This window comes from Shewanella sp. JNE2 (genome assembly GCF_023159115.1).
Lineage (GTDB): Bacteria > Pseudomonadota > Gammaproteobacteria > Enterobacterales > Shewanellaceae > Shewanella > Shewanella putrefaciens.
On sequence record NZ_CP096169.1, the window covers coordinates 433,007 to 455,192 of the forward strand.

Annotated in this window: 13 protein-coding genes; 8 read left to right on the top strand and 5 right to left on the bottom strand. The window is 47.6% G+C overall.

Features of this window, described 5'->3' with window-relative positions; genetic code table 11:
• Positions 1-49: 49 nt before the first annotated feature.
• The 6 genes from MZ182_RS02055 (at position 50) to MZ182_RS02080 (ending at position 15,121) form a co-directional block, all read left to right on the top strand.
• The gene (locus MZ182_RS02055; protein WP_248068936.1) at positions 50-10,216 is read left to right on the top strand and encodes a putative Ig domain-containing protein; all 10,167 of its coding nucleotides are present in this window, start codon (positions 50-52) and stop codon (positions 10,214-10,216) included.
• Positions 10,217-10,453: 237 nt separating this feature from the next.
• Positions 10,454-11,005, top strand: coding sequence for an ADP compounds hydrolase NudE (gene nudE, locus MZ182_RS02060; protein WP_011790926.1), 552 nt, complete (start codon positions 10,454-10,456; stop codon positions 11,003-11,005).
• Between the two features lie 71 nt (positions 11,006-11,076).
• On the top strand, positions 11,077-11,889 hold the full coding sequence (cysQ, locus tag MZ182_RS02065; RefSeq protein ID WP_011790925.1) for a 3'(2'),5'-bisphosphate nucleotidase CysQ: 813 nt from the start codon (positions 11,077-11,079) through the stop codon (positions 11,887-11,889).
• Positions 11,890-11,896: 7 nt separating this feature from the next.
• A complete protein-coding gene (locus MZ182_RS02070; protein WP_248068933.1) occupies positions 11,897-12,340 on the top strand; it encodes a GNAT family N-acetyltransferase in 444 nt (147 codons plus the stop codon).
• A 316-nt stretch (positions 12,341-12,656) separates the two neighbouring features.
• Positions 12,657-13,268 (top strand): TetR/AcrR family transcriptional regulator, encoded by a 612-nt coding sequence (locus MZ182_RS02075; RefSeq protein WP_248068919.1) that lies wholly within the window; start codon positions 12,657-12,659, stop codon positions 13,266-13,268.
• Positions 13,259-15,121: an MFS transporter gene (locus MZ182_RS02080; RefSeq protein WP_248068916.1), complete on the top strand. Its 1,863-nt coding sequence runs from the start codon at positions 13,259-13,261 to the stop codon at positions 15,119-15,121. Before MZ182_RS02075 ends, MZ182_RS02080 begins: the two co-directional genes overlap by 10 nt.
• Before the next feature lie 74 nt (positions 15,122-15,195).
• On the opposite strand, the gene mnmH is transcribed toward MZ182_RS02080, so the two are convergent.
• From mnmH to MZ182_RS02095, 3 genes are all read right to left on the bottom strand, one after another.
• Positions 15,196-16,302, bottom strand: a complete 1,107-nt coding sequence (gene mnmH, locus MZ182_RS02085; protein WP_248068903.1) for a tRNA 2-selenouridine(34) synthase MnmH — start codon at positions 16,300-16,302, stop codon at positions 15,196-15,198.
• Positions 16,302-17,360, bottom strand: coding sequence for a selenide, water dikinase SelD (gene selD / locus MZ182_RS02090; RefSeq protein WP_248068901.1), 1,059 nt, complete (start codon positions 17,358-17,360; stop codon positions 16,302-16,304). Before selD ends, mnmH begins: the two co-directional genes overlap by 1 nt.
• Positions 17,361-17,455: 95 nt before the next feature.
• A complete protein-coding gene (locus tag MZ182_RS02095; RefSeq protein ID WP_014609720.1) occupies positions 17,456-18,562 on the bottom strand; it encodes an acyl-CoA desaturase in 1,107 nt (368 codons plus the stop codon).
• Positions 18,563-18,706: 144 nt separating this feature from the next.
• On the opposite strand from MZ182_RS02095, the gene fabR reads away from it, so the two are divergent.
• Positions 18,707-19,321, top strand: coding sequence for an HTH-type transcriptional repressor FabR (gene fabR / locus MZ182_RS02100; protein WP_011790918.1), 615 nt, complete (start codon positions 18,707-18,709; stop codon positions 19,319-19,321).
• Between the two features lie 67 nt (positions 19,322-19,388).
• Here fabR and trmA read toward each other — a convergent pair whose 3' ends face one another.
• On the bottom strand, positions 19,389-20,486 hold the full coding sequence (gene trmA, locus MZ182_RS02105; protein ID WP_248068885.1) for a tRNA (uridine(54)-C5)-methyltransferase TrmA: 1,098 nt from the start codon (positions 20,484-20,486) through the stop codon (positions 19,389-19,391).
• Positions 20,487-20,720: 234 nt separating this feature from the next.
• Between trmA and murI the strand changes: the two genes are divergently transcribed.
• The gene (murI, locus tag MZ182_RS02110; RefSeq protein ID WP_248068883.1) at positions 20,721-21,527 is read left to right on the top strand and encodes a glutamate racemase; all 807 of its coding nucleotides are present in this window, start codon (positions 20,721-20,723) and stop codon (positions 21,525-21,527) included.
• Between the two features lie 21 nt (positions 21,528-21,548).
• Here the strand turns inward: murI and MZ182_RS02115 are convergent, their stop codons facing one another.
• Complete coding sequence (locus MZ182_RS02115) at positions 21,549-22,010, bottom strand: RNA-binding protein (protein WP_011790915.1); 462 nt, start codon at positions 22,008-22,010, stop codon at positions 21,549-21,551.
• Between the last annotated feature and the right edge of the window lie 176 nt (positions 22,011-22,186).

Consider the following 22,186-nt stretch of genomic DNA (forward strand, 5'->3'; position numbering starts at 1 on the left):
TTTGTGTCTAAACTGAGCAAAGCGTGCCCCAATTTTTATAGAGGAAAATATGAATATTACTCACGACATGGCATTACGTCTCGTAGCGATCCCGGTTAAGTGTGCAGCAACTTTGGCTTTTATGTTGGGTAGTATTTTTGCATCGGCAGCAACCATTACAGTCACATCTTTGGACGCTTCTTCTACGGTTACAAATGGCCAGGTGTCTTTGGTTGAAGCCATTCAAGCAGCTAATGGAGACATTTCTGTCGATGGCTCCGTCGCAGGAAGTGGCAGCGACACCATTGTTTTTCACAGTAGCTTAGCCGGGCAAACCATTCGTTGGTCTGCTGCTGCCGCGCTGTCTGTTACCAGCAATATCACCATTGACGGCGATATCAATGGTGACGGGGTGCCGGACATTATTTTAAGTGGTGATGTGAACAATAATGGTACGCGTGATGCTGCTGAGTCCTCTGGATTGCAAAGCAACGCTGGCGGTAACCTTACCGTACGAAATCTGGATTTTCGGCACTTTTCGGGCAACTTGGCTGCTGGCGCCGTTCGTGCTAACGGCGGAAACATTACCGTTGAGGACTGCATCTTTCAGGAAAACGCAGGTGCAGCCATCAATTCATCTACCACCACAGCTTCACTCGTCGTGCGCAATACGCAGGTTATCAATAACAGCGGCAGCATCGTAGGCGGAACTGCGATGTCGAGTATTGTGCGGCTGTTGTCCGCCGGAAATCATGTGCTCGAAAATGTCCTTATCGCTAATAATTCGGGTACTTATGGAGCCACAGGCGGCATTGCTGGTGCAGCAATTCTTGTGTCCAATAATAGTGGAGGTTCCGTCTCAATAGTCAATTCAACGGTGGTCAACAACGATTTTTTCAGCACCAATGACCCGGGCACTATTACCTCAGCTGGCATTGGTTGGCCAGCTGGCGGAGCAGGCACGGTAACTATTCAGAATTCTATTTTCACTGGAAACACTCATGACGGCGCTGCCTCTGATGCCAATACTAACAATGGTGCGGGTGATGGCTACACCAGCGTCACCAATCTGATTGGTTCTTCTGTAAATTTTGCCAATGTAGGGAGCGGTGATTATCGCCTCGCTTCTACCGCAGCGAATGCGATTAATCAGGGTACCCTTGCCGGTAGTCCATCAACCGATATTCGTGGTTTCAATCGCCCACGTGGCGGTGGGGTTGATATAGGTGCGTATGAGGTGCTTTATAGTGCCGCACCGGTTGTCGATTTGGATACAGGCACTGGCGGTAATAACAGCTCAGTGAACTTTTCAGGTTCAGCTGTGGCTCTTATGCCCAATATCGACATCAGTCAATCGGATGGCGACACTCAGGTGAGTGGTGTGACGCTGGGACTTTCCGGTGTTTTGGATGCAGGTAATGAAACACTTTCATTAACGGCGGGGCAAATTACAACGGCTGCGGGCTACGGCATTGCCGTCAGTGGATCCGGTACAACATCAATGACATTATCCGGTGTCAGTACATTGGCTAACTACGAAACCATATTGGCACTTGTGCAATACAACAACACGAGTGGCTCCTATTCATCCGGCACTCGTAGCATCGCAGTCATCGTTGACGACGATATGGCCAGTATCTCACGCACCGCATCTGTAGTACTCGCATCTGCCGATGTTGCCCCTAGTTTCCAGAACAGCACTCCTTCCCTCAGCAATATCAACAGTGCAGGTGCCACATTGACTGTCCGTCTGGACGAGGCTGGAACGGCATTTTTTGTGGTAGTGGCCGATGGCGCGGCTGCGCCGAGTTCGGCGCAAGTCGTTGCGGGACAGAATAATTCCGGTGCAGCGGCGTTGGCAAGTGGATCTATTAACGTGGCATCTGCGGGTGTGGATTACACGGGCGTAATTTCCGGTTTGGCATCAAGCACCAATTACGATGTTTACGTGGTTGCGCGGGATGCAGCGTTGAATGTGCAGGCGTCGCCATCGCTTGTGAATCTGCTAACAGAAGCGGCAGTGCTTACAGTTCCTTTAGATAGCACCTTTTTCGGTACCACGGATTATTATTCTGTTACGTCCGCTGCAGGAGCAGCAGGTTTTACCGTGGATAATATCGTTGGCAGCGGTTGGGACTTTACGGTTTTCTCCAACAATAATCTGGTTGATGCCGTCATTAATGTCGAGGTGTTTACCGGTGAAACCCATTTGGCGTATGGGGGTTCGATGGGCGGGAATACCGCAATAACAGCTATTCGGCTTAAGCCTCATACTTATAAATATTTCGATTTAAAGTCGGTTGATGTGATTATCGATCAAGCCAACGGCACCAGCGATGACACTGAGATACCGGTGCGATTGGTGGGTTACAAAAATGGCACGCCAGTGGCAGGTGCCACGCTGACTCAGAATGTCATAAACGCATCAGGTGGCGGTCTGCTGGTTACGTTTGATGTGTCTGCCAATCCCGCTTTTGTTGGTATTGATTCGTTCCGGGTTGAAACCACCGGGTCCGATGTTACCTACGCGATGGGCGTCGATAATATTATTGCGGAAAATTTCCGCGATGCGTCACCCAACGCCACCCCGGTTAATACTGTCGCTCCTGTCATTACCGGCACAGCCACCGTAGGCAATGCACTTTCCAGCAGCACCGGCAGTTGGACAGATGCAGATGGCGATAACCCTACCTACACCTATCAGTGGTACCGCGCCGACGATAATAGCGGTACCAATCTGGCGGCTATTGGCAGTGCAACCAACGCCAGCTACACCCTGACCACCAGTGATGCCCATAAATACCTGCGCGTTGTGGTTACAGCCAATGATGGCAACGGCGGTATCACAGCTGCCAACTCGGCCTATACGCAGGTTCTTAACTCAGCACCGGTAAACACTGCACCGCCGGGTATCAGTGGTACTGCTACTATGGGTAATGCCCTTTCAACCACGAATGGCACCTGGACGGATGCCGATGGTGATAGCCGTACCTACAGCTATCAGTGGTATCGCGCCGACGATAACAGCGGCACCAATTTGGCTCTTATCGCGGGCGCTACCAGCGCAAGCTACACCCTGACCTCCAGTGATGCCCATAAATACCTGCGCGTTGTGGTTACCGCCAACGATGGTAATGGTGGAACCACACCTGCCAACTCGGCGTATACACAGATTCTTAACTCAGCCCCCGTCAATAGTGTCGCACCGACAGTGAGTGGCACCACGACCGTGGGTAATGCCCTTTCAACCACCAATGGCGCCTGGACGGATGCCGATGGTGATGGCCGTACTTACAACTACCAGTGGTACCGTGCTGACGACAATAGCGGCACTAACCTGACCGCAATTGGTGGTGCAACCAGCGCCAGCTATACCTTGACGAGTGGTGATACTGGAAAGTACCTGCAGGTAACAGTGACAGCTAATGATGGTTATGGTGGAATTCAGGCCGCGAGTTCGGCCTATACACTCGTGCCAGGTGCACCCGGTGCCCCAACTATAGGCACAGCCACTGCCAGCGATGGTCAGGTGTCTGTCGCCTTTACCGCGCCAGTGAATGACGGTGGTGAATCCATAGATAGTTACGAGGTAATCCCTAACCCTGCAGTGGCGGGTGGGCCATTTACGGGTGCTGGATCACCCATAGTGGTCACCGGTTTGACCAACGGCACTGCCTATACCTTTACTGTGACGGCAACCAATGCTGTTGGTACAAGTGTCGTATCGGGTACTTCCAACTCGGCGACACCAATGGGTGAGCAAACCATTACCTTTGCTAACCCAGGCGCGCAAAACTTTGGATCTTCCCCAACGCTGAGTGCCACAGCAAGTTCCGGCTTAACTGTTAGCTTTAGCTCATCCACCACCAGTGTTTGTACCATCACCTCCGGCGGTGTCTTGACCTTTGTGACCGCTGGCTCCTGTACGATTGATGCCGATCAGGCGGGCAACAGCAGTACCAACGCAGCCCCCACAGTCAGCCAGAACTTTACTGTCAATGTGGTAGTGCCGGGTGCGCCTACTATTGGCACTGCCACTGCGGGTAATACCCAAGCATCGGTGACCTTTACCGCACCCGTCAGTAGCGGCGGTGCTGCAATTACCAGTTATACAGTAACATCTAACCCCGGAGGCTTAACCGGCAGCGGGGCTGGTGCGCCCATTACGGTCAATGGCTTAACCAATGGCGTAGCCTATACTTTTACTGTAACCGCCACTAACTCTGCGGGTACCAGTGCAGCATCAGCAGCCTCAAATTCCATTACACCAGCATCACCACAAACTATTACCTTTGCCAACCCCGGAGCCCAGACTTACGGTACCTCGCCGACACTGACAGCGACATCCGATTCCGGTTTGACGCCGACATTTAGCTCATCAACTACCGGAGTTTGTACAATTACCAGTGGCGGTGTGTTGACCTTTGTGACGGCAGGTACCTGTACTATCAATGCCGACCAGACAGGCGACTCATCCTACTTACCTGCCGGGCAAGTGAGTCGTTCGTTCACCGTGAACCCTGCTGTGCCCGGTGCGCCAACGATAGGAACTGCGGTTGCTGGTGACACCCAAGCGAGTGTGACATTTACTGCGCCAGTCAACACCGGTGGTACAAGTATTACTGGCTATACAGTGACAACCAATCCGGCACATGTGCCTCCGGTAAACGGAGCCGCATCACCTATAGTGATAACGGGTTTAACCAATGGGCAGGGCTATACCTTTACTATCACTGCCGAAAACGTGGCGGGCTCAGGCCCTGCGTCGGTTGCATCCAATTCCGTTACACCTAAAACAATCCAGACAATTACCTTCAACCAGCCAGGTGCGCAAAACTTTGGAACTACACCAACGCTCATCGCCACTACCGATGCAATTGGCCTGATACCCACCTTTACCTCATCTACGCCCGGTGTCTGTACCATTACTTCTGGTGGCCTGTTGACCTTTGTGGCGGCGGGTAGCTGCACGATTAATGCGGATCAGGCAGGCAACGCTGGCTACCTTGCTGCAACTCAGGTGAGCCGAACATTTACGGTCAATCCAGTGGTTCCAGGTGTGCCCACCATAGGTACTGCGACCGCTGGTATTGCTCAGGCAACCATAGCGTTCACTGCACCCGCCTTCAGCGGTGGCTCAATGATTACCGGTTATAGCGTCACTGCAAACCCTGGCGGTGCAACGGCAACGGGTGCTGGCTCCCCCATTACTCTTTCTGGCTTAACCAATGGCGTGAGCTATACCTTTACCGTCAGCGCAACCAATATTGTAGGTACAGGAGCCTCCTCGTCGGCGTCTAATGCGGTCGTGCCGAATGGCGCACCCACCATTAGTGGTACGCCTGCGCTGAGTATCAATCAGGACACACTCTATAGTTTTATCCCAACGGCAACGGACACGGCTGGCGATACATTAACCTTCAGTATTACCAACAAACCGACATGGGCCACGTTTGAGCCAGCAACTGGCGCGTTAACGGGCACGCCAACCAATGCGGATATTGGGATAACGAATGGTATTGTTATCAGTGTCAGTGACGGTACTCTGAGTGCGAGTCTACCCGCGTTTAGCATAACGGTGGTTAACGTCAACGATGCACCGAGTATCAGCTCTGTTGCTATCACGACAGCCACTCAGGATGTGGCCTACAGTTACACCTTAGTTGCCAGCGACGCAGACACGGGTGATGTCATTAGCTTGAGCGCGGTGACGAAACCCAGTTGGCTAACCTTCAATGCTGCCTCTGGTGTGCTAAGTGGCACACCGAGCAATGCTGATGTGGGTATGCACCCGGTGATGTTACGGGTTACGGACACCGATGGGTTAACGGCAGAGCAAAGTTTTACCATCACAGTGACGAATGTCAACGATGCACCGAGTATCAGCTCTGTTGCTATCACGACAGCCACTCAGGATGTGGCCTACAGTTACACCTTAGTTGCCAGCGATGCAGACACGGGCGATGTCATTACCCTGAGCGCGGTGACGAAACCCAGTTGGTTAAGCTTCAATGCTGCCTCTGGTGTGTTAAGTGGCACACCGAGCAATGCTGATGTGGGTATGCACCCGGTGATGTTACGGGTTACGGACACCGATGGGTTAACGGCAGAGCAAAGTTTTACCATCACAGTGACGAATGTCAACGATGCACCGAGTATCAGCTCTGTTGCTATCACGACAGCCACTCAGGATGTGGCCTACAGTTACACCTTCGTTGCCAGCGACGCAGACACGGGTGATGTCATTAGCTTGAGCGCGGTGACGAAACCCAGCTGGTTAAGCTTCAATGCTGCCTCTGGTGTGCTAAGTGGCACACCGAGCAATGCTGATGTGGGTATGCACCCGGTGATGTTACGGGTTACGGACACCGATGGGTTAACGGCAGAGCAAAGTTTTACCATCACAGTGACGAATGTGAATGATGCACCGAGTATCACCTCTGTTGCTATCACGACAGCCACTCAGGATGTGGCCTACAGTTACACCTTCGTTGCCAGCGATGCAGACACGGGTGATGTCATTACCCTGAGCGCGGTGACGAAACCCAGCTGGTTAAGCTTCAATGCTGCCTCTGGTGTGTTAAGTGGCACACCGAGCAATGCTGATGTGGGTATGCACCCGGTGATGTTACGGGTTACGGACACCGATGGGTTAACGGCAGAGCAAAGTTTTACCATCACAGTGACGAATGTGAATGATGCACCGAGTATCAGCTCTGTTGCTATCACGACAGCCACTCAGGATGTGGCCTACAGTTACACCTTCGTTGCCAGCGACGCAGACACGGGTGATGTCATTAGCTTGAGCGCGGTGACGAAACCCAGCTGGTTAAGCTTCAATGCTGCCTCTGGTGTGCTAAGTGGCACACCGAGCAATGCTGATGTGGGTATGCACCCGGTGATGTTACGGGTTACGGACACCGATGGGTTAACGGCAGAGCAAAGTTTTACCATCACAGTGACGAATGTGAATGATGCACCGGTTGCAATAAGTTCAACCGTGACGCTGGAGGAAGATAGCTCAGTGATGATCACCCTCATGGGTGAGGATGTGGATAATGATCCCCTGACCTATGAAGTTGTCAGTCAGCCTGAGTCGGGTACATTGGCGCAACATGGGACAGTATGGTTATACACACCGGAGAAAGATTTCAACGGCGCAGATCAGCTCAGTTTTATTGCAAAAGATGCTGAGTTGAGCTCAGAGCCTGCGATTATCACGATTAATGTCACCCCCGTGAATGATGATCCACAAGCCGTCGATGATGCTTACACGCTGACACGTTCAGTCAACGATATCTATACTCTGGCGGTGCTCGAGAACGATACCGATGTGGATGGCGATACCTTAACGATTGATGGCGCCGCAGCAGATATCGGCAGTGTGCAAATCACTTCCGATGGGCTGACCTTTACCGCGCCAGAGGCATACGTCGGCCCAGTGGCGCTGCGCTATACCATCAGTGATGGCAACAAGGGACGCTCCACAGCCAAAGTCAATGTGCTTATTGATGGCGCCGAGTCAGATAATCAGCCTGTTATCACCTTACCCGATGATGTTGAGGTCAATGCAACAGGCTTATTTACCCGCGTCAAACTCGGGTTTGCTAAAGCGGTCGATCGCAATGGTAAGGCATTGCCGGTTTCCTTAGTCAATCAGAGTTTATTTTTTGCGCCGGGTAACTATTTGGCCTACTGGCAAGCCGTCGATAGCGAGGGTAACAAAGCGATTAAGGCCCAGAAAGTCAAAGTGCATCCCTTAATCTCGTTAAGTAAAGATCAGATTGTGGGTGAAGGAAATGAGGTCATTGTCACTGTGCACCTGAACGGTGTCGCCCCAGATTATCCTCTATCCATACCCTATACCGTTTCAGGCTCTGCTAGCAGCAGTGACCATGACTTAGTGAGCGGTGTGGTGGAGGTGACTTCCGGTCAGGAGGCTCAGATCACCTTTAGAACAGTAGAAGATGGTGAGGTTGAAGGGAACGAAGATGTGCTGATTAGCTTAGATCCTAGTTTGAATCTGGGCAGTAAAAATCAAACACAAGTCCTGATAACTGAAGCGAATATTGCACCTAAAGTGAGTTTAGAGGTCACCCAAGCGGGTGAGCGTCAACTGATTGTTGCGCAGAACGGCGGTGACGTACGTATTGATGCGCACATTAGTGATGCCAATATGCAGGACAGTTTAACCTCGGTATGGGAAAGTGGGGCATTGGACTTGCAATCTGATAACCAGGGCATGTTCTTCTCACCAGCTGCGGTATTACCAGGGATTTACCCTGTGAGTTTGACGGTCACTGATGATGGCTCCCCCGCACTCTCTACAACGGAAAAAGTCTATCTTGTGGTCCGGCCAACCTTGCCTGTTCTCACGGGGGCTGACACTGATGGGGACTTAATTCCTGACGACCAAGAAGGCTTTGGTGACGCAGATCGTGATGGTATCCCTGATTATTTAGACGCCATTAGCGATTGTAATGTGATCCCTGAATCTGAATTACAACCCGTGTATTTCTTGGCAGAAGGGCAAGCAGGCGTGTGTTTACGCTTAGGGAATACAGCCCTTATCGAAGGACTGAGTGGTGTACAACTGCAACCTAATCAAGTGGCTACAGACAGCATTGCGGCCAATGTAGGTGGTATTTTCGACTTTATCGCCACTGGATTGCCACAACAAGGGCAGAGTTACAGCCTAGTGTTACCACAGCGCTCACCTATACCCGCTAATGCGGTATACCGTAAGTATCAAGCACAACATGGCTGGAAGGATTTTGTGATGGATGCGCGTAACAGTATCGCCAGTAGTGAAGGTGAGCGAGGTTTCTGCCCGCCTCCTGGTGATAGTCGTTGGACTCCGGGCTTAACTGAAGGCCATTGGTGTGTGCAGTTAACCATAGAGGATGGTGGGCCGAACGATGATGATGGTGTGGCTAATCGCACGATTGTCGATCCAGGTGGTGTGGCGGTCGTGCTTAATGGCAACCATTTACCCGTTGCAAATCCTGACTCCGTCTCACTGTTTTGGAATCAGAGTATTGATGTCGATGTGCTTGCAAACGATACCGATAGTGATGGCGATACGTTAACCGTTACACAGGTCGTCAGTGAGTTTGGTACCGTGGCAATCTTAGCCAATCAGCATGTGAGTTATACCGCTGCGACTGATTTTGTCGGTACTGATGTGCTTATCTATAGCATCACTGATGGTAAGGGCGGCACCGCAAGCAGTGAGTTAACGGTGATAGTGAACGGCAATGTGGTACCGATTGCAGTCAATGACAGTGCTACGACTGATGACCGAACAAGCTTATTAATCGATGTATTAAGTAACGATAGTGATCCCGATGGTAATAGCCTGACCTTAATCAGTGCGACAGCACAGCAAGGCGTGGTTTCGGTCGAATCGAACAAGCTACGTTATATACCTAAAACAGGGTTTGATGGAGTAGATACTGTGAGTTATCGGATTAGTGACGGTTTTGGGGGCGAAGCAACAGGGCAAGTATTCGTCACCGTTAAGGCCTATCAAGATGTGGTTATTGACAATAAATCGGGTGGAGGGAGTGTGTCTCTAGGGGCATTAATATTGCTTCTTGCAGGTGGTTTGATACGCCGCAGGGCATGGCATCTGTTGAGTGTGGTGTTACTGCTTGTTGGTATGGTGAATCCGGTGAATGCAGCGAATGAGGGATATTGGTACGCAGAAGGATTTATCGGGCAAGCTCAGGTGGATAACGGCAAGCGAGTGTTACAACCCCAAGCAGGAGCGGGCGCGGTGACTTCCGTTGATACCACAGATACGGCGATTGGTGTCAGTGTGGGTTATCAATGGACGCCATTGGTGGCCGTGGAGTTAGGTTATGCCGACTTTGGTAATGGCAGCGCGCGGATTGAAGGCGCAAGTCTCACCCCTGAGCAATATCATGAGCAGGTCAAGGCGGTGACGCCCGTACTGGCCGACGGTGTTACGCTGGGATTACGTTTCACTTTACTCCAACATGAAGCGTGGCGATTTGAAGTCCCCATAGGCTTGTTTAGGTGGCAAGCCGATATCAGCAGCACTATGGGTAATAGCCGTTTAACGACAGCGCTTGATGGTACAGATTGGTATGCGGGTGTGCGTTTTAGCTATCAATTTACTGAGTCATGGTCTGTAGGCTTGGGGTATCAATATGTAGATATCGAGCCTAATGACTTCCTTAGTTACCAACTGAATCTACGATATCAATTTTAAGTTTCAACAACATTGAAAAGGGGCTTAGCCCCTTTTTTGTTATTCACAATTCGCGATGTATTGAATGTTTTTTTGAAGGAGTTCACTAGAGGGTATAAGTCATTCGTGATGTGGATGGCAAAAAATGACGACTTGTCTTTTGGTATTGTTATAAATTCAGGTTGTAGATTAAAGATAGGATAGTAAGATTGTCACTTACCTTGATTTGTTTATCGCTATCTTTATCCAGAGGCAGTTATGTCGCAGCGGCAGAAAAAGCCGGAAATATTACATACCGAAGTTGTCGCCAGAAGTCGATTATTTCAAATTGAACAAGTGCATCTGAAATTCTCTAATGGTGTTGAGCGCCAATATGAGCGGATGAAGGGCGGCAATCGTGGCGCTGTGATGATAGTGCCTATTCATCAAGGGAAAATGCTATTGGCACGTGAATATGCTGCCGGGACAGATAATTACGAGTTAGGTTTTCCTAAAGGTTTGATAGATCCGGGTGAATCAGCCATAGAAGCCGCTAACCGTGAATTACAAGAAGAAATTGGTTATGGTGCAAATAAGCTCACGTTATTGAAAGAACTCAGCCTCGCACCGGGTTATTTCTCCAGTAAAATGCAAATTTTTCTTGCAGAAGATCTGTATGAGAGTCGCCTTGAAGGTGATGAGCCTGAGCCAATTGATGTTATACCTTGGACGCTTACAGATTGGGAAACCTTGCTCGATGATGTGAATTTCTCCGAATCCCGTAGCGTAAGCGCGTTGTTTTTAGTGCAGAAACATCTACAACTTAAATAATCTTTTTCCTTTTAAGCGCTCAGAATATGATCGCTTGCAAAACATTCGCGAGGTTTGCGATTGGAGTTGTTATGAAGCCAGAAGAGTTGATCGACGAAGTTATTGCGATTGCGACCGATGCAGGGATAACTATCCGTGACATTTATCTCAAAGGTAATTTTGAGCGAGAAATGAAGTCTGACAATACCCCTGTCACTTCCGCAGATTTAGCGGCGAACAAGATCATTTGTGACCGATTAACCGCCTTAACGCCTGATATTCCTGTGTTATCTGAAGAGGCGGCCGATATTGCGTTGAGTGTGCGTGAGTCTTGGAAGCGCTATTGGTTAGTTGATCCACTCGATGGTACGGGGGAGTTTATCGCCGGCAGTGGTGATTTTTCGGTAATTATTGCATTGGTGGAACACAATCGTCCCGTGATGGGTGTGGTTTATGTACCTATGACGCAAGTCTGTTATTACGCCATTGCAGGTTTAGGGGCTTATAAACGTACTGATAAACAGGAAGTTCGCATAAGTAGCCGCCAAATCGAGCACCGTGAAAAGGTATCCTTACGATTGGCGGTGAGCCGCCGCCAGGATCCGCAGTCAGTACTGACACTGTTCAATCACCCTAAATATTGTGAACTTGTGGTGATGGGGGGCGCTGCGCTAAAGAGCTGTCTTGTTGCCGAAGGTCGAGCCGATTGTTATGTACGCGTCGGACCTACGGGAGAGTGGGACACGGGCGCGGCGCAAATTATTGTCGAGGAAGCGGGCGGTCAGCTGATGGATACTGAGTTGCAACCGTTAACCTACAATGAGCGTGAGAGCTTAGAAAACCCTAACTTCATCGTCGTTGGTGCACCCAACTTAGAGTGGGATAAAATTTTAATTGGTGAATAATTTTTAAATGCAGTCTATACGTCCGGTATTAAAGTCAGAGTTATTCGCGGTTTATCAGCTCGAACAGGCCATTTTTGGCGAGCACAGCTATCCCGATTTTTTCTTCCGTCAGGGATTTGATTGCTGGCCAGAGCAATTTTTAGTGGCCGTGGATGCAGATAATCAGCTACAAGGCTATTTGCTCTGTGCCCAGAGTAGCGATCCTAACTGCATGTGGATATTATCTGTCGCAGTGAGTGCAAGTGCTCGTGGTAAGGGTTTAGGTAAACGTTTGATGCAACAATGTTTAGCTAAGTTGCCAGCCCATGTTGAGCGGGTGTGTTTAACCGTTGATCCGAGTAACCCTGCCCATGGCTTATATCAGCATTTAGGTTTCATTGATTCAACTTTTGAGGCCGATTATTTTGGCGCTGGTGCAGATAGAGTGGTGATGACTTATCGCAGGCCTTAAATTGCGCGCTTATCTTTGAACCAAAGATGATCCTCAAATAAAAATCACCTTTGAATTAAGAGTGATTTTTAAATCAAAATAATGGACGGTATGCTGACAGAGCGCGCCGTTTTTTATGCTCTTTTAGACGATGTAATCCCACGGATCCCGTTCGGCTTGCTGAGGGAATCTAATTCGAGTACCTATCTTTATCTATCATCCTCAATAGTATCCTTCATTATTTACCCTCTTCTGTACGTAAAACAAACTTATTTTGAACGTTGTTTTTTATTTTGACTGCTGTTAGTCTCTTGCTATTCAACAGGGGATGAGACCTATGGCCAGACGAAAAGAACACAGCCATGATGAAATTCGCGCTATGGCAATACAAGCGGCAACTGAGTTACTGATAGATCAAGGTGTTGCGGGGCTTAGCTTACGCAAAGTGGCCAGCCAAATTGGTTATGTCCCTAGTACCTTGATCAATATTTTCGGCAGCTACAACTATTTATTACTGGCCGTTTCAGAGGCAACTCTGCGGGCATTACACCTTCGATTAGCGGAGGTTTGCGCTGCCGATAGTTTAGGTAAAATCATTGCAATGGCGTGGGAGTATAGTCAATTTGCCCATGAGCAGCGTCAGGCTTTCAAATTAGTTTTTGAATTGCAATTACTCGATTCTGAACCCTTGCCTGAATCGCAAGGGCAATTGATTGCGGGACTATTTACTCTGATTGAGTGTGAATTGGCGCAACTATTTCCCGAGGTTACGCAGGCGCAGCATCTCAGTATGAGCCGGGTATTATGGGGGGGAATTCATGGGCTGACCTCTCTGTCTCTCGATAATAAGCTCTTCGCTGCGTCCTTATCACTGCGGGATTTACTTGAGAGTCACGTACAAGCTTATTTACAAGGAATGGGTTACCAGAAGGAACTATCATGCTGCTAACAAAACGTTTTTTACCCTATTTTGCGACTCAGTGCTTAGGCGCATTGAATGACAACATCTATAAAAATGTGTTGCTGTTATTAGTGACCTTTAGCCAAGTGAAAGACCTACCCATAAGCGTCGATATGTTTGTGAACTTGGCGGCTGGGGTGTTTATTTTGCCATTTTTCCTCTTTTCGGCCCATGCGGGTGTTGTCGCCGATAATATGGATAAGGCTAAACTCATTCGCCGATTGAAACTACTCGAAGTCATCATCATGTTTAGCGCCGCGATTGCGATTCTGAGTGAGAGCTACATGATGATGTTATTACTGTTATTTTTAACGGGTAGCCAGTCAGCATACTTCGGTCCGGTTAAATATTCCTTGTTACCCCAAGCGTTGAAAGAGGACGAGTTAGTCACAGGCAACGCTTGGGTTGAGATGGGCACTTTTCTCTCGATTCTGGTGGGCACTTTGAGTGCGGGGATCTTGGTTTCTGATGAAAACGGTACGCTTTGGTCGGCGATTACTGTTGCTGTATTAGCCTTTGCAGGATATTTATCGAGCCGAGCGATTCCTGCATTACCCCCGCAGGGCGTCATCGAAAAAATACGTTTCAGGCCGTTATCGGGCACTTGGCGTAGCATCAAAAAAGCCCGTCAAACGCCTTCAATCTGGATGGCTATCCTCGCTATCAGTTGGTTTTGGTTTTTAGGCGCGACCTATCTGACTCAATTTCCAAACTTTGCCAAATTATATTTGCACTCGGGCGCGACGGTTGTTTCGCTATTATTGGGAATGTTTTCCATCGGTATTGCTGTTGGTTCTTTTATCTGTGAGCGCTTTTCCTTTGGTCATGTTGAGTTGGGTTTACTGCCATTTGGGGTTTTGGGACTGACAGTATTTGGTGTGGACTTGCTTTGGGCAATTCCTCCTGCACCGATTGATGTAAGTGTTGTTTATGGATTTAAAACCTTTATCGCTCAGTCACAGCATTATCGGGTCATGCTAGATTTCTTTATGATTGGCGTTAGCGGTGGCTTGTTTATCGTCCCTCTGTATGCGTTTATTCAATCTCGGTCAGCTAAGGGCGAATGTGCTCAGGCGATTGCCGCCAATAACATTATGAATTCATTGTTTATGGTAGTTTCGGCACTGTTGTCTATGCTATTGCTGGGCGTTGTAGGTTGGACTATTCCACAGTTATTCCTGCTACTCGCTGTGATGAATGCTGTGGTCGCACTCTATGTTTATTCACAAGTACCAGAATTTACACAACGATTTATCAGTTACTTACTCAGTCATGTGATGTATCGAGTGACAGTGACAGGTCGCGATAAAATTCCGAAGGAAGGGGCTGGCATCATAGTCTGTAACCATGTGAGTTATGTGGATGCATTGATTATTATGGGGGCATCGACACGGCCTATTCGCTTTGTAATGGATAAATCGATCAGTGAAATCCCTCTGTTGAAGTATTTGTTCCGCCACGCTGGAGTGATCCCTATCTGTTCACCTAAGCAAAGTGAAGAGACCTATAATCGTGCCTTCGAGGCGATTCATGAAGCGCTCGCCAATGACGAGTTGGTATGTATTTTCCCTGAGGGTCGACTCACACCTGACGGTGAACTTGGCGATTTTCGTCCTGGAATTGATAAGATTTTGGCCAGAGATCCAGTGCCAGTCATTCCTATGGCGCTGCACGGATTATGGGGATCTTACTTTAGCCACAAGGGCGGACATGCCTTGGCTAAAATGCCCAAGCGTTTTTGGTCAAGGGTGTCGGTGGATTTAACGGATGCCGTCGATGGTAAGCTTGCGAATAAGGAATCTTTGAGAGTCCAAGTGGCGAGCCTGCTGGGCAAGTCTTAAATTCGTTAAGGCATGAAATAAAGTGATAGCCGCGGATCTAATGTTCGCGGTTATCTCATTTATGCGTGGGTAATTTATCGAGTTTGATAACTATCCAACCATTCATGCATCGCTTGATGTGAGCCTTTAAAAAGAACACGTTCGGATTTTTTCTGTAATTGGTATTGATACATAGGATCGTAATACTTGTGCAATAACAGGTTTATCCAGACTAAGTGCAGCGAAGTGTCATTCTGGTTAATTTGCTGATCGAGGGCTTGTTGCATCAAATCTTGCAGTTCTTGATGTTGTTTTCCGCCTAGACGTTTGCGAATGCTCACTAAACTCTGTAATAGATATTCACTGAAAGCCGCAAAACCTGCTTCCGGCCCTAGGCGCTCACAGAAGCCGCTATACATTTTATGCACATATTCATAGCGTAAGCGTTCGAGCCTCGCATCATCCGACTCTTCTAGCACTAAAACATTAGCGGCTTGCATGGCATTGTAAAATGTCTGTGGCAGCGCCGAACGCCCAATCAGGAAGCTTTCATCTTCGAGCAGTAAACACGCCGTGCCACTTGTTTGGTGCTGTAGCAAGGCAATGGCGAGTTGATTTTCAAAGTTAATCTGCGTTGGCTGTGGGTCGATATTCTTTCCAAAACTAGAGCCTCTGTGATTAGCGATTCCTTCAAGATCAACCGCTTCTTTACGCTGTAGTAGAAAATCGGTTTTACCGCAGCCCGTCATCCCGCTCAAACTCAATAACGGCTGTTGAGTCGGTGCCGCTTCAATCACGCCAATCAGATATTGGCGCATGGCCTTATAGCCACCCTGAATATAGGGGACTTCGATACCCGCTTCTTTGAGCCATTGCTGAGTGAGTTGCGAGCGCAGGCCGCCGCGAAAGCAATAAAGGTAAGCATTAGGATTGGCTTTAACATAGCTAGCCCAAGCCTCGATTCTCTGTTGCTTGATGGGACCATTCACCAGTGAGTGGCCTAGTGCAATCGCGGCTTGCTGACCAAATTGCTTATAACAAGTCCCGACCTTTTCCCTTTCACTATCCAGCATCAAGGGCAAGTTGGTCGAGTTGGGAAACGCACCTCGAGTAAACTCTATGGGCGCTCGCACATCCATTATGGGATGTTGGTTGAGGAAAATTTCTCGATATTGCTCTGCGGCTATAATAGCGCTTGGCATCAGCACAACACCACATTCGCTTGAGTGGTCGGTGTTTCCAGTGACCCAATGCAGATTGGGGCTATGTGGTTCGCATCGAGTAGGGCGATTAATTCCGCTTCAGCTTCTGCCGAGACAGCAACTAACAGACCACCACTGGTTTGCGGATCGCACAGTATCGCTTTTTGATGCTCGCTGAGTTCAGGGAGATGTTCGCCATAACTGTCGTAATTACGGTGAGTTCCGCCAGGAACACAACCTAAGGCCAAATAATCTAAGGCGCGTGGTAACAATGGCACTGCATCAAATTTAAGCTTCGCAGTGAGGTTGGCGCCTTGGCACATTTCGAGTAAGTGTCCCGCCAGTCCAAAACCTGTGACATCGGTCAGGGCATTTACACCGCTAATTTTTGCAATGGTCGCGCCTATAGTATTGAGTTGGCACATGGCATTGACCGCAATGAGACTATCTTCATCGCGGAGTTTTTTCTGTTTTTGCGCTGTGGTTAAAATACCAATGCCGATAGGTTTAGTGAGATATAAACGATCGCCGGCTTTAGCGGTATCATTCTGTTTTAAATCACTTAAGGTAATTTGCCCGGTAACCGCGAGACCAAAAATAGGTTCGGGTGCGTCTATGCTATGACCACCGGCTAGCATGATCCCCGCTTCCATGCAGGCTTGTCTGCCGCCATCGACCACTTGCTGTGCGATTTCTGCGGGTAGTTTATTGATTGGCCAACCTAAAATTGCAATCGCCATAATAGGCGTGCCGCCCATGGCATAAATATCGCTGATCGCATTGGTCGCTGCGATACGACCGAAGGTGAATGGATCGTCAACAATTGGCATAAAAAAATCGGTAGTGCTAATGATGCCTATGTCATCATTGAGTTTGTACACTGCAGCATCGTCGCGGCTCTGATTGCCAACCAGCAGATTTGGATCGGTAAATACAGGTAATTGCGAGGCTAAGATAGTGCTGAGCACTTTAGGGGATATTTTGCAGCCACAACCTGCGCCATGACTATATTCTGTTAGCTTGATTGATTCTGGGAGTGTAACTGGGGAATCTGACATGATCTCAACAGCCTATTTAAGTGATTAGGGCATCATCATAATCAGATACGGCCACCATGCAAGGTGGCCGTATGACTTTCGGGTAGAATTGTGGCTTAGCTATAAGTTGCGGTCAGGCTGCGCCAATGTTTTTGCTGGACTAAGAAACGTGCCTTTAGCTCTTCAACTTGTTGCAATAGTTGCTGATCGACAAGTTGCTTACGCTTGGCCTCAAGCAAGGTTTTTTGTGCTTGATAGTAATCCATTAAGTGCAGCTTTAATAACTCATACTCCGCTTGGATTTTTTCAATAATTTCATCGGCATTTGGCAGATGGGTTACTTTATTTTTGGTCTGTAGCAGTTGCATCTGCAAACGCGCACTCTCGATACGTTCTTGTGGGCTAGTGCGTAAATCTTTCGCTAATCCAAACCAAGACAATGATCTAATCAACCATTTGGTTGGATCGTAGTGCCACCATTTAATGCCATTACGATAGTCATTTTCAAAGATATGATGGAAATTATGGTAACCCTCGCCGTAGGTCAACATAGCCAGAAAGCCATTATCTCGTGCGGTATTTTTATCCGTATAGGGCTGGCTGCCCCATACATGGGCCAAAGAGTTGATAAAGAAAGTGCAGTGATGCACCACCACTAAACGCAGCAAACCAGCCATTAATAGCATTGAGATAACATCTCCATTGAGCCAACCTAAAAATGCAGGCAGACCAATGTTCATTAACAGTACAAGTGCCAAATAGTGTTTGTGTTGCCACATAACGATACGGTCATTCTGCAAATCGCGCACATTTTGATAATCGTGATAACGCTGTGCTTGGTATTCACGCAGCATCCAACCGATATGGCTGTACCAGAATCCCATTTTCGCGGAATAGGGGTCTTTATCGTTATCATCAACATGCTTATGGTGAACTCGGTGATCCGATGCCCAATGTAATGCACTGTTTTGTAAAGCTAAGGCGCCGCCAAGTGCATAAATAAAGCGCACAGTAGGATGTGCTTTATAGGCTTTATGGGACCATAGTCTGTGATACCCCGCCGTAATTGACAGCCCGCTTGCAAAGGCGAGGACAATAAAAGCTATCCACTCACTGGCACCATAGCCGTGAACTATGCCTCGCCATGGAACAAGAATGACCGCGCAGAGAAAGGTCACAGCAAACAAACTAACATTAAGCCAGATAATAGGGGGTTTTTTCATTATGGGTTTCCAAAATTCGCATTTGAGCGTACATCTGTAAGCTAATTTAACGTAGCGATATTGTTTGGTCAAGGTCGATAGGGCTGTGTTTAATGTCTAAAAGCGGTATTATCGCGTTATTACATTCAGTTAGCGGATTTAAGAATGGGTATTCGAGCGCAACAAAAAGAGAAAACTCGTCGAGCCTTAGTCGATGCGGCCTTTAATCAGCTAAGTGCCGAGCGCAGTTTCTCGAGCTTGAGTTTACGGGAAGTGGCACGCGAGGCTAATATCGCCCCGACATCTTTCTATCGTCATTTTAAGGATATGAACGAACTCGGCCTCACTATGGTGGACGAGGGCGGGTTAACGTTAAGACAAATGATGCGTAAAGGACGTCAGCGCGCAGAAGCGGGTGGCAGCGTTATCCGTATTTCTGTCGATACTTTTATGGAAGTGCTTGATTCTAATCCAAACGTATTCCGCATTCTGCTGCATGAACGCTCTGGTACGTCAGCGGCTTTTCGGGCTGCGGTTGCCCGTGAAATTGAACATTTTATTTCAGAACTAGCACATTACACCGAGGCTACTGCAGGTCGGACTCCGATATTGGCCAGAGCGCAAGCCGAAGCTTTAGTCACCTTAGTATTTAATGCAGGTGCATCGGCACTCGATATGAAACGTGCAGACCGTAAGATACTCGCCGACCAACTTGTGATGCAATTGCGCATGGTCGCCAAAGGGGCTGAAGCATTACAACACAAGGTAGAGCATCGTTAGTTTGATATTTGTTAAAAGCAAAAGGAGCCTCGGGCTCCTTTTGCTTTTATTGGTTCGAGGTTAATGGTTAACGACGTTCCAGCAAAACACCTGTTTCCATATGATCGGTGTAGGGGAACTGATCAAATAGGGCAAATCGTGTGACTCTATGGGTTTTGTACAGTTGTTCCAGATTGTCTTTTAAGGTGTCAGGATTACAGGAAATATATAAAATCCGCTCGTAACCTTGCACTAAGGCCAAAGTATCAGGATCGATTCCAGCGCGTGGTGGGTCGACAAAAATAGTATTACAAACATAGCTATCAAGATCGATCCCTTCTAAACGCCTAAAACTGCGTTTTTTTGCCATAGCATCACTAAAGTCTTCAGCCGACATACGGATAATCTGCAGATTTTTAATGCCATTAGCCTCAATATTGTATTGCGCGGCCTCTACCGAGGGTTTCGCAAGTTCAGTCGCAAGTACGCGATTAAAGTTTTGGGCCAATGCAATTGAAAAGTTACCATTGCCACAGTAAAGCTCAAGCAAATCGCCTTGGCTATCTTGAGTGACATCGATTGCCCACTCCAACATTTTGACTGCTACTTTAGCGTTCGGTTGGGTAAAGCTATTCTCTATCTGCTTATATAAGAAGGTTTTATCATTGACTTGTAATGACTCAACCACAAAGTCCTTATCTAAGTCGATTTTTTGCTTACGGGCGCGCCCGATAATATTGACCTTAAATTGATGACCTAACTTAGTTTTTAGCATGTTGGCTTCTGCAAGCCATTGGTCATCGAGTTGTCTATGGTAAAGCAGAGAAACTAATATCTCACCGTTAAGAGTCGACAAAAAATCCACTTGGAACAGTTTGTGCCTTAGACTCTGATTCGGTTTTAACTCTGCAATCAATGCCGACATCATTTGATTGATGAGCACGCTAGCTGGTAAGTATTGATCGCAACGTACTTTCTCATTCAATACTTTATCGAACATGTAATAGTATAAGTCGTCACCATCATGCCACATGCGGAATTCCGCGCGCATACGGTAGTTAGCTGGCTCTGAGGCAAAAACTTCAACACTCGGTGTTTCAAATTGGGCAAAGGCTTGTTCTAGCTTGATACGCTTTGCTTCCAACTGCGCATCATAAGTCTGGGGATCCATTGCTGCTAAATTCATTGTCGATTCACCGTAGCTTTAAATTGGGGCGCAAATATTATACTAGGTGACACGAATGTCCAGTATCTTGCTTTTGCGGTTTGGACAAAGCTGTGGGAAAATCCGCTCCGCTAGTGAGATGTTTTACCGTGCATTGAGTTTGTCGTTGCGATTGAATACACGGATTGGATCACTAAGCTCACATTTCACTCTCTTTTTGTAGTTTATTCATAGTAACCAGGACTGGAGACTCAATTGTCGCGACCTATATTAGTGTTTGATTCTGGGATTGGTGGTCTATCTGTACTAGCGGAAATTCGTAAACTTCTTCCCCAAAAAGAGTACTGTTATCTTTTCGATAATGCGAGATTACCCTATGGTGAGCTTGAGGAGCAGGTATTAATTTCTGGCTGTGTAACATTAATTGAAGAACTCGCGATTCGTATTGATGCTGCAATTGTCGTCGTTGCCTGTAATACTGCAAGTACCCTTGTATTGCCCGCATTACGCGAAAAACTCTCAATACCAATAGTGGGCGTTGTTCCCGCTATTAAACCTGCGGCCCTAATGTCTAAGAGTAAACGTATTGGTCTCTTGGCTACACCAGGTACCGTGAGGCGGCACTACACCCATAAACTGATCAGCCAGTTTGCAGATGGGTGCCATGTTGAACTTTTTGGTTGCTCAGAATTAGTTATGATGGCAGAGCAAAAAGTTGCAACTGGCATTCTAAATATAGAAAGGCTAGCACGCATATTAGCACCAGTTGTTGCAGCCGATCTTGATGTACTTGTTTTGGGCTGTACACATTTCCCCATGATCCGTAATGAATTACAACTTGTGCTTGGTGCTGGTGTCACCTTATTAGATTCTTGTGAAGCGATTGCAAAGCGAGTAGTAGCACTCTTAGCACAGGAAAGCGGGGTGCTGGATAATAAAACGATGGGAAGTAAAGCAAGTATGTCGGCGTATTATACTAAAGCGGAAATAAGCGAAGGATTATCATCAACATTAGCCGATTGTGGTTTTTCAGCTATTGAGCGAATTGCCACAATCAACTAAGTTCAATTTACATATCTAGGACTACTCGTCGGTACCAGTTCGCTCTGTACCTTCGGAATCCTGTGTTTTAGCTTCTCTTACCTTCAAGGTTCTTTCTTGGAAATTATAGTCGTTCAATTTGACCATGGCCTTTTGTGCGCCAGACTCTGACATCTCCACAAAACCAAAACCTTTACGACGACCTGTCTTACGATCTCTGACTAAACGTACAGAGTTAACTGGACCAAATTCGCCAAATAATACTTTTACTTCACCCTCATGAACACGATAAGGCAGGTTACCTACATATAAGGTCATAGTAGGGCCAACATATTGTTCTTCTGAAGCATGAGATGATGAAGTCTCTGGAACAAATTTAAAAACAAGACTTGCAATGATAGCGCCAGCGACAAAAGCAATAGCTGATAATGGCGTTGCGAACTGAGATAGTGCTACTGCGCCAATAATGGCGACAATCAAGACAATAAGAAATGACTTTTGCATAAGAATGCTCTCTGATGAATGGGAAATTGATAAATAACTGTTAACAGCAAGTATATGGTAATGAATTATTTACTTTTACACTAGAGTTCTGCCGAAAAATTGAGCGTGATTTATCATTTATTAGATAAATAGCGATTTTAAAATTTTATGAATAATCATTAATAGTCAAAAATTAA